The sequence below is a fragment of the Streptomyces albicerus genome, assembly GCF_008905045.1.
GTDB classification, from domain to species: Bacteria; Actinomycetota; Actinomycetes; order Streptomycetales; family Streptomycetaceae; genus Streptomyces; species Streptomyces albicerus.
The window spans coordinates 209,785-219,556 of record NZ_VWMY01000006.1; the positions used below are offsets into that span (position 1 = coordinate 209,785).

Below are 9,772 nucleotides of genomic sequence, written 5' to 3' on the forward strand. Positions count from 1 at the left end.
AGAACTCAGCACTCCGCCGGCTTGCGCCACGAGCACTCCAGATCCCCGTCCCGCTCGGCCCCGCGCGCGCTGCCCGGCTTCACGAGCACCGCCTCGTCCGCTGTGGACTTCGCCAGCGTCACCACGATCGCGTCCTCCAACGGCTTCACGGACGACGCCAGGTAGTTGTTGAGCACGATGCTGTAGACGAGCTCGCGCCCGCCGGCATCCGTGACATATCCGGAGAGCCCCGACGCGCCCGTCAACGACCCGGTCTTCGCACGGGCGTTGAGCGCGGCGGGCGTCCCGCACATCCTGGTCCGCAACGTCCCGCCCACGAACCGCTCCGGATCGCAGGCCACCGGCAGGGACCGGTACCAGTCCGCGTACCAGGGCTCGCCCCGCACGGCGAGCAGCAGCTCGGTGAGCTGCCCGGCGGGGATGTTGTTCATCCGCGACAGCCCTGACCCGTCCGCCTGCCTCAGCTTGCCGGTGTCGACGCCGACGCCCTTCAGATAGCCGCTGACGGCAGCGAGCCCGGCGCTCCAGCTTCCGGCCCCCGAGACCTTGTGCCCCATGGCCTTGGTCAGAACCTCCGCGTGCATGTTGTTCGAGAGCTTCATGAAGGGGATCAGCAGGTCCTTCAGCGGCATGGAGTCGTGCGAGGCGAGCCGCCGCGCGCCCTCCGGGGTGGCCCGCCCGAGCCGCGTCGGCCCGGTCACCTTCACTCCGTGCGCGGCGAGCGCGTCCCGGAACACGGCGGCCGCGTACCCGGTCGGCTCCCACACGGTGACCCACTCCTTGGCCCCCGAGCCGCCGACCGGTGTCGTACCGCTGACGGTGATCGTGTTGGTGCCGTGCTCCCGCTCGACGATGAGGTCGTCCGCGCCGCCCGCGCCGACGGTCGTGGCCCGCACGTCGATGTCGACGTACTCGGTCTTCGGGGTGACGGTGACGACGGGCTCCTCCCCCGCCGCCGCACCTGGCGCGACCTGCACGATCACGGTCCCGGTGTCGTAGTCGGTGTCGGGCGCGACACTCAACGCGCTGATCTGCGCCGAGTAGTACGAGGACTCGTCGTCGGCAGCCCAGGAACGGCCGAGCCGCACACTGTCGAAGCGGGTGTCGTCGGCGAGGAGCCGCCCGTTGACGCGGGTGACACCCGACTCGGCCAGATCGGCGGCCAGCGCGGCGTAGTCCTTGGCGAGTGCCGTCGGGTCTCCGGTGCCGCGCAGATACAGATCGCCGTTCAGAACGGAGCCCTGGCGACGTCCGGTCGCCAGGACATCCGTCGTGAACGTGTGGTCGGGGCCGAGGATTTCCATCGCCGCGGCCGACGTGGGCAGCTTGGTGTTGGAGGCGGGCATCAGCCGCGAGGTGGGCTGCCGCTGGTACAGCACCTCTCCGCTCGCGGCATCGGCGACCACGACGCTCGCGGCCCCGCCCTCCATCCGGCTGTCCCCGAGGATCGTGTCGATGGCCTCCGGCAGCCCACTGTTCTCGGAGTCCGCCCCGGCCGGCGCACTCCAGCTGAGCCCGGCCGCCGCGATCCCGATCACGACAGGCCAAATCCACCGGTGCATACGGGAGTTGACGCGCCCCCCAGAACACTTCGCGGTTCTTCTCACGGGTCTACTCATGCCACAGCAGCATCCCGGACGACGCGCCTCGTGGACAGTACGCCTCCAAAGCGCTCAGCCGATTCCCCACGACCGCCCGAGCCGGTAGGCCGCGCAAAGGTTCACATCGAGGACATACGGCCCCGCCGTACCGCACTGCTCACCACCGCTCCCCGGATCGACGGGCTGCCCATGCCCCATCCCCGTGAGGCTGTACGTCTCCACGACCACCGTCCCGCTCGCGTCCCGGAACGCCTGGTGGGGATAACCGGCGACGCTGTCGCTCACGTCCGCGACCTGGTCGGCGCCGTGTACGTCGGTCCACTGCTTCATGAGGTCGGTCATGTTGACGGGCTTGACGGTGTAGTCGGCGGTCCCCTGGAACACGGTGAGCCTCGGCCAGGGCCCGTCGTACCCGGGCCGGGCGGCCCGCACCCGGTCGCCCCACTGCGGCGCACTCTGGGTGGCGCCCACGTACATGCACACGTACGGCGACCCGGCGGCCTGCGCGCACCCGTACGGCAGCCCCGCGACCACGCCACCCGCGGTGAACTTCTCCGGGTACGCGGCCATCATCACGGAGGTCATCCCGCCGCCGGCGGACAGCCCGGTGACGTACACCCGCGAGGCGTCCCCCGACACGTCGGCGAGTTGCCGGTCGACCATCTGCGCGACGCTGGCGGCCTCGCCCTGCCCCCGCGCGATGTCACCGCTCTGGAACCAGTTGAAGCACGACGAGGCGTTGTTGCCCGACTGCTGCTGGGGCAGCACGACGGAGAACCCCCAGCGGTCGGCGAGCTGCGTCCAGCCGCTGCCGGTGCCGTACCCGGCGGCGTTCTGCGTGCACCCGTGCAACGCGACGACGACGGGCCGTCCGGCGGGCAGCCCGTCGGGCACGTAGCGGAACATCTTCAGAGCCCCGGGATTGGCCCCGAAGCCGGTGACCTCCTGCACGGAGGCGGCAGCGGCCCGCCCCGGCGGCAGGACGAGGGACAGCAGGGCGGCCAGGAGGGCCACCAGTACAAGACGCGTGAATGTTGCGGCTCTGGTCTCGGTCATGAGGAGGGACCGTAGAAGCGTGAACCGTCCCCCGATATGTTCCCGGACCCCACAACGAGGTCGTGCGTCGTGTGCCCCATAGACACGACAAAGGCCCCGCTGCCTGAGCAGCGGGGCCTTCGCCTGCTGTATTCAATTGAAACATGGGAAAGTGGAGATGGCGGGAATCGAACCCGCGTCCACCGGTGCAGAATCAGGGCTTCTCCGAGCGCAGTTCGCTGCGATTTTCTCAGCCCCGGAGATCACGCGAACAAGTCTCCGACGGGCTCAGTCACTGTTTGATTTCCCGTTGAACCCCGTGACCGGGCTCGACGGTTTAGTTCCCTAGATTATGCCAGGGTCCGGGTCGGGAACACCCCCGGGCTGACACCCATTAAGGGTCCTTCACTCACTGCTTATTAGGCAGCGAGGGCGAAGGACTGGGAATCGCTCTTGGAATTGGCGATTATTGGTTGCGACATATGGTTAACGAGATCATTGCCGCTTCCTCGGCTCGCTTCCCCTGCTTCGACAGCCGCTGTCGAAACCGATCATCCCCATGTTGATTTTTCAAAGCCGGGTCTTTCGACCCACGCACCCTCGGTGAGGTGCAGGTGCCATCGTACGTGACCAACGCGCGACGATGCCACCGTATTCCCGACGGCCGGGCGCCACCCGCCCGCCACGCGCCCGCTACTCGCCCCGCTGCTTCCTCTTGGCCGCCGCGATCGCCCGGTCCGACTCCCGCCGGTCCTGCTTCTCCCGCAGCGTCTGCCGCTTGTCGTACTCCTTCTTGCCCCGGGCGAGCGCGATCTCGGCCTTGGCGCGACCGTCCTTGAAGTACAGGACGAGGGGCACGATCGTGTGACCCGTCTCCTCGGACTTCGACGCGAGCTTGTCGATCTCCTCGCGGTGCAGGAGCAGCTTGCGCTTGCGGCGCGCGGAGTGGTTGGTCCAGCTGCCCTGGCTGTACTCGGGGATGTGGGCGTTGTGCAGCCACGCCTCGTTCCCGTCGATCTGGACGAAGCCGTCGGCCAGCGAGGCGCGGCCCTGGCGCAGCGACTTCACCTCCGTGCCGGTGAGGACGAGCCCGGCCTCGTAGGTGTCGATGATCGCGTAGTCGTGCCGCGCCTTCTTGTTCTGCGCGACGATCTTGCGCTTGCCGTCCTTGGCCTTGCCGGAGGCTCCCCCGCCCTGCTTCGGCTGGGACTCTTTCGGTACGTACATGCCCTTGCTCATAGTGCTGCCATTTTCGCACTAGAGAGGGGTCCGGGGGAAAGCCGATTACCAAGGCCATGACCCGTCGGCCACCAAGGCCGTGCGCGGTCGGCTACGTGGGGTCGCCGAGCCCGCTCAGTACCGTCTCGGCCCGTTCCAGGGCGCTCTCCTCGACCTCCAGGTCGGGGGTGATGCCGCGACCGTCCACACCGCGCCCGGACGGGGTCCGGTAGTGCCCGACGGTCAGCTCGGCGACGGAGCCGTCGGGCAGCCGGCTCGGCATCTGGACCGAGCCCTTGCCGAAGGTCCTGGAGCCCACCACGATCGCGCGGCCGCGATCCTGAAGGGCCCCCGTGAGGAGCTCGGCCGCGCTCATCGTGCCGCCGTCGACGAGCGCGACCAGGGGTCTGGTGGTGTCACCGCCGGGATCGGCGTGCAGGGCACGCTGGTCGCCGTTCACGTCGTACGTCGCCACGAGGCCGCCGTCGAGGAAGGCGGAGGCGGCGGTGACGGCCTCGGTGACCAGACCGCCGGAGTTGCCCCGCAGGTCGAGGACGACACCGGCCCCGGTGGGCGCCTCGGCCACGGCGGTCCTCACGAGATCGCCGGAGCCCTTGGTGAAGGAGGCCACCTTGATCACGGTGACCCCGCCGGGGAGCTCGCGGACCGTCACGGAGTCGGTGGACAGCCGCGCCCTGCGCAAGGTCTCGCTCCACGCGCGCGTGCCGCGCTCGACGCCCAGGGCGACGGTGGTGCCGGCGGGGGCGTCAGTGGCGTCACCCCTCAGTAAGGAGACGACCTCGGTGACGGGCCTGCCGTCGACGCGGTGGCCGTCGACGCTGCGCAGCCGGTCGCCCTGGCGGATCCCCGCCGCGGCCGCGGGCGAGCCGGACTGCACCCGGGTCACCTCGATACGTCCGTCACGCTCGCGCCTGGCCCACAGGCCGACGCCGGTGTACTGGCCGTCTAGGGCTTCCTCGAACTCCTCGTACTCGCCCTGGGAGTAGATCGCGCCCCAGCGGTCGCCGCTGCGGCTGACGGCCCGTTCGGCGGCCTCGACCGGGGACTTGCCGTCGGCCATGGCCTCGGCGGCGGCGTCGGCGACGTCCTCCTGGTGGCCGGCCGGGGTGGACCGGGCCGACGGGGTCGCCGTTTTCCGGCCGGGGGCGTCGAACGAGCCGGTCGCGGCGCCCGCCGCGAGGACGCTCGCGAAGACCAACGTCAGGGCTGCCCCGCGGCGGATGCGGCGGGGCTGACAGAACAGGTCACGGCCTGACATGCCGGTGAGTCTAGGACAACGCGAAGGGCCGTACCGGCGGTTGCAGGTACGGCCCTCTTGGCATGCGTCACACCTTCAAGTACTTGCGCAACGCGAAGAACGCGGCCAGCGCCGGCATCAACAAGCTCGTGGCGAGGATGAGCGGCAGATACTTCAACACCGCGTCCCAGCCGATGAAGTTGATCAGAGTCAGCTTCTCCGACAGGGCGAGTCCGTGATCGATGATGAAGTATCTGGCGGTCACCAGGAACCCGCACGCGACCGTCCCGCCGATGAGCCCCGCGACGGCGGCCTCCATGATGAACGGCGCCTGGATGTAGAAGCCGGAGGCGCCCACCAGACGCATGATGCCGGTCTCACGCCGACGACTGAAGGCGGAGACACGCACCGTGTTGACGATGAGCATCAGCGCTACGACGAGCATCATCGCCATCAACGCGCGGGCCGCCCAGTTCATGCCGTTGAGCAGCTCGAAGAGGTTGTCCAGGATGCCCTTCTGGTCCTGCACGGACTGCACGCCGTCACGGCCGTCGAAGGCGGTCGCGATGACCTGGTACTTCTCCGGGTCCTTCAGCTTGACGCGGAAGGACTCCTGCATCTGGTCCGGGGTGAGCGAGGCGGCCAGGGGGGAGTCGCCGAACTGCTCCTTGTAGTGCTTGTACGCCTCGTCGCTGGACTCGTGCGTGACGTTGTCGACGACCGGCATCTTGTCCAGGTCGGTCTGGATCTGCTCCTTCTGCTCGGTGGTGACCGCTCCCTTGGCACAGTTGGGGTCGGACTCCGCGTCGCTCTTGTTGCAGAGGAAGATCGAGACGTTGACCTTGTCGTACCAGTAGCCCTTCATCGTGCTCACCTGGTCGCTCATCAGGAGCGAACCGCCGAACAGGGCGAGGGAGAGGGCGACCGAGACGACGACCGCGAAGGTCATCGTCAGATTGCGGCGGAGACCGACACCGATCTCCGACAGAACGAACTGGGCGCGCATGGCGTCTGCTAAGCCTTTCCGTGGACCGTCGTCAGTGCTGGTAGCCGTAGACGCCGCGCACCTGGTCGCGGACGAGTCGGCCCTGCTCCAGCTCGATGACGCGCTTGCGCATCTGGTCCACGATGTTCTGGTCGTGGGTCGCCATCAACACCGTCGTACCCGTCCGGTTGATGCGGTCGAGCAGCTTCATGATGCCGACGGAGGTCTGCGGGTCGAGGTTTCCGGTGGGCTCGTCGGCGATGAGGAGCTTCGGCCGGTTGACGAAGGCCCGTGCGATGGCGACTCGCTGCTGCTCACCACCCGACAGCTCACCCGGCATCCGGTCCTCCTTGCCGCCGAGCCCGACAAGGTCGAGCACCTGCGGAACGGACTTGCGGATCTCACCGCGCGACTTGCCGATGACCTCCTGCGCGAAGGCGACGTTCTCGGCGACCGTCTTGTTCGGCAGGAGCCGGAAGTCCTGGAACACCGTCCCCAGCTGGCGCCGCATCTGCGGCACCTTCCAGTTGGAGAGGCGCGCGAGGTCCTTGCCCAGGACGTGCACCTGACCGTGGCTGGTCCGCTCCTCGCGGAGGATCAGCCGCAGGAAGGTGGACTTTCCGGAGCCGGAGGACCCCACCAGGAACACGAACTCGCCGCGCTCGACCTCCAGGGAGACGTCCCTCAGAGCGGGGCGGGTCTGCTTCGGGTAGACCTTGGACACGTTGTCGAATCGGATCACGGATGCACCACAGGCCGTCGGGGGTAGATGAGCGTGACCATACGCGAACCGAGTACGCAAGCGCAGGCGCCGGGAGAGGTTGCGGAAGGGTTGTGCGCTTTTGTTCCGGGCAACCTCTCAGAAGGGCTGCGCCCCGAAGGGGCGCGGGGAACTGCGCGACCAGCCACACACAGCCTGTAGCCGCGAGACAACAGCAACCACCCCATCTCAGAGCGACCCGCGCGACCTCCGGTGGAACCTGGCACAGTGGAGGGGGAACGTTCGCGTTCCCGAGAGCGTTGTGTACGTGGAACCGGTGCAAGGAGGGCGAGCGCATGACGTACGACCGGCTGGTGTGCGCGAACTGTGCCGCGCCCGTGAACGAAGGCCGCTGCCCCGTCTGCCGCGCGAACCGCCAGCGGCTGCAGCAGGAGGGCCCCTTCGGAGGCCTGAACCCCATGGCGCTGATCGCCCTGCTCGCCGTACTGATAGCGGCGGTGGCCCTGCTGGCCCACCAGACCGCGTAGGACCCGCGAGACCGGACGCGCAAGGGCGTTCGGCGGGAAGAACGCGCGAGGCAGCACGGAGCCACGGAGAGCAATACACAGAGACGCAACGCAAGTCACAGAGACATACGAGAAGGGCCCGGAGCCGATGCTCCGGGCCCTTCTCGCGTTGCGTACGCCTATGACGTCCGTCACCTACGACATGCGTCAGGCAGCGGTGCCGCGGCCGTTCATGAGGCGCGGCAGCATACGGAAGCCGATACCGCCGGCGATCATCGTCGCGGCGCCGATCAGCAGGAACGTGACATTCTCGGCGGCGCCGGTCTCGGCGAGCTCGCCGCCGCCGGTGCCCTGGGCGGAGGTGTCCGAGCCGGTGTCGGTCAGGCTCTCCTTGCCGGCACCCTGCTCGACGGGCTTGGAGCCGCCGTCGGGGTCGGTGTCGTTGCCGCCGCCGTTACCGCCGCCATTGCCGTTGCCACCGCCGTTGCCGTTACCGCCGCCGTTCCCGTTGCCCGGGTCGGTCGGCTCGGTGGTGGGCTCGTCGGTCGGGTCCTCCGTCGGCTCGGTGGGCTCGACGGTCGGCTCATCGGTGGGCTCGGTGGTGGGCTCCGTCGGGATCACCGTCGGGTCCTCCTCCGACGGAGTCGGCGTCGGAGTCGGGTCCTCGACACCGATGCCGACCTCGACACCGTTCTCGTTGGCGCTGGCGCCGACGTTGAGGCCGCCCACGTTGACACCGACATCGAGAGCCGAGGCGGCACCGGCGGCGGTCAGCGAAGCACCGGCGGCGATCACCGTACCGGCGGCTATCCGCGCGATCCGGATCCGCGTCTTCTTGGTCATCTGGTTGCTACCCCCAGTAGCTCATCGTCAATGGAGCAGCGTCCGGGGCCGCGACGTCGGGGAAAGCTCAGTGAAGCCCCCGGTTCACATGCGCCCCAGAGATACGCATGCCGCGCATTAGCCTTCCCACTTTTCGAAGCAACGTCAAGGTCGTTGCGACCGCGATGTCCAGATCAACGTCATTTGACCGGCAGAGCGACGCGTGAGTGTGATGTAAAACCCAGACATCGGGTCATACAAAGGGCAACTACCATCCACTGCATGGTAGTTGCCCTGTCGACAAAGCGACGTCTTCAAATGTCGCTTACTTCTCCTGCTGCTTGCGCCAGCGAATTCCGGCCTCGAGGAACCCGTCGATCTCGCCATTGAAAACGGCCTCGGGGTTTCCGACTTCGAACTCCGTGCGCAGGTCCTTGACCATCTGGTACGGGTGCAGGACGTACGAACGCATCTGGTTGCCCCAGGAGTTGCCGCCGTCGCCCTTGAGGGCGTCCATCTTGGCCTGCTCCTCCTGCCGGCGCCGGTCGAGGAGCTTCGCCTGCAGCACGTTCATCGCGGACGCCTTGTTCTGGATCTGCGACCGCTCGTTCTGGCAGGAGACGACGATTCCGGTGGGGAGGTGGGTGAGCCGCACCGCGGAGTCGGTCGTGTTGACGCCCTGACCGCCGGGCCCGGACGACCGGTAGACGTCCACCCGCAGCTCGGACTCGTCGATCTCGATGTGGTCGGTCTGCTCGACGACGGGCAGCACCTCCACACCGGCGAACGAGGTCTGCCGACGGCCCTGGTTGTCGAAGGGCGAGATCCGTACGAGCCGGTGCGTGCCCTGCTCCACCGACAGCGTCCCGTACGCGTACGGGATCTGGATGGCGAAGGTGGTCGACTTGATGCCGGCCTCTTCCGCGTACGAGGTCTCGTAGACCTCCGTCTTGTATCCGTGCTGCTCGGCCCAGCGCAGGTACATGCGCTGCAGCTTCTCGGCGAAGTCGGCGGCGTCGACGCCTCCGGCCTCCGCGCGGATGTTGACGAGCGCCTCCCGGGAGTCGTACTCCCCCGACAGCAGCGTCCTGACTTCCATCTCGTCCAGCGCCTTCTTGACGGCGATGAGCTCGGTCTCGGCCTCGGCACGGGTGTCCGGGTCGTCCTCCTCCTCGGCCATCTGGAAGAGCACGCCAAGATCGTCGATGCGCCCTCGGAGCGCCTCGGCCTTCCTTACCTCCGCCTGGAGGTGGCTCAGCTTGCTGGTGATTTTCTGCGCTGCTTCCGGGTCGTCCCACAGGGACGGCGCTGCCGCCTGCTCCTCGAGCACGGCGATGTCTGCCCTCAGCTTGTCGAGGTCCAGGACGGCCTCGATCGACTCCATGGTCGAGGAGAGGGACTTGAGCTCTTCGGATACATCGACGACTGCCACGCCTCCCAGCGTAACGGCTCCGCCGGTTGAGCAGGTCTGTGGTGGGTTGGGGGACCTCGGAACTGGGTGGTTCGCCCCCAGACCCCCTCAGGCTGGTACGTAGGCCGCGGGCCGGTGGGGGTTTGTCGCGCAGTTCCCCGCGCCCCTTACGGGGCCCAGGCCTCACCTACCCAGGGGCGCGGGGAACTGCGCGA

9 protein-coding genes and 1 other RNA gene are annotated in these 9,772 nt (G+C 68.1%); 1 reads left to right on the plus strand and 9 read right to left on the minus strand.

Annotation, left to right across the window (positions count from 1 at the left end; all coding sequences use genetic code 11):
- Positions 1-5: 5 nt before the first annotated feature.
- From dacB to ftsE, 7 genes are all read right to left on the minus strand, one after another.
- Complete coding sequence (gene dacB, locus GAS53_RS07300) at positions 6-1,562, minus strand: D-alanyl-D-alanine carboxypeptidase/D-alanyl-D-alanine endopeptidase (RefSeq protein WP_192582998.1); 1,557 nt, start codon at positions 1,560-1,562, stop codon at positions 6-8.
- Positions 1,563-1,673: 111 nt separating this feature from the next.
- Positions 1,674-2,657, minus strand: coding sequence for an extracellular catalytic domain type 1 short-chain-length polyhydroxyalkanoate depolymerase (locus GAS53_RS07305; RefSeq protein ID WP_151476617.1), 984 nt, complete (start codon positions 2,655-2,657; stop codon positions 1,674-1,676).
- A 149-nt stretch (positions 2,658-2,806) separates the two neighbouring features.
- Positions 2,807-3,195: a transfer-messenger RNA gene (ssrA, locus tag GAS53_RS07310) on the minus strand.
- A 134-nt stretch (positions 3,196-3,329) separates the two neighbouring features.
- Complete coding sequence (smpB, locus tag GAS53_RS07315) at positions 3,330-3,863, minus strand: SsrA-binding protein SmpB (protein ID WP_192582999.1); 534 nt, start codon at positions 3,861-3,863, stop codon at positions 3,330-3,332.
- Positions 3,864-3,966: 103 nt separating this feature from the next.
- Positions 3,967-5,133, minus strand: a complete 1,167-nt coding sequence (locus tag GAS53_RS07320; protein WP_151476619.1) for a S41 family peptidase — start codon at positions 5,131-5,133, stop codon at positions 3,967-3,969.
- A gap of 67 nt (positions 5,134-5,200) precedes the next feature.
- Complete coding sequence (ftsX, locus tag GAS53_RS07325) at positions 5,201-6,118, minus strand: permease-like cell division protein FtsX (protein ID WP_151476620.1); 918 nt, start codon at positions 6,116-6,118, stop codon at positions 5,201-5,203.
- A 31-nt stretch (positions 6,119-6,149) separates the two neighbouring features.
- Entirely contained in the window at positions 6,150-6,839 is a 690-nt protein-coding gene (gene ftsE / locus GAS53_RS07330) for a cell division ATP-binding protein FtsE (protein ID WP_151476621.1), read from the minus strand.
- 314 nt (positions 6,840-7,153) lie between these two features.
- Between ftsE and GAS53_RS07335 the strand changes: the two genes are divergently transcribed.
- Positions 7,154-7,345, plus strand: coding sequence for a hypothetical protein (locus tag GAS53_RS07335; protein ID WP_151476622.1), 192 nt, complete (start codon positions 7,154-7,156; stop codon positions 7,343-7,345).
- 186 nt (positions 7,346-7,531) lie between these two features.
- On the opposite strand, the gene GAS53_RS07340 is transcribed toward GAS53_RS07335, so the two are convergent.
- Positions 7,532-8,167 (minus strand): LPXTG cell wall anchor domain-containing protein, encoded by a 636-nt coding sequence (locus GAS53_RS07340; protein WP_151476623.1) that lies wholly within the window; start codon positions 8,165-8,167, stop codon positions 7,532-7,534.
- 304 nt (positions 8,168-8,471) lie between these two features.
- A complete protein-coding gene (gene prfB / locus GAS53_RS07345) occupies positions 8,472-9,578 on the minus strand; it encodes a peptide chain release factor 2 (RefSeq protein WP_151476624.1) in 1,107 nt (368 codons plus the stop codon).
- Positions 9,579-9,772 lie beyond the last annotated feature (194 nt).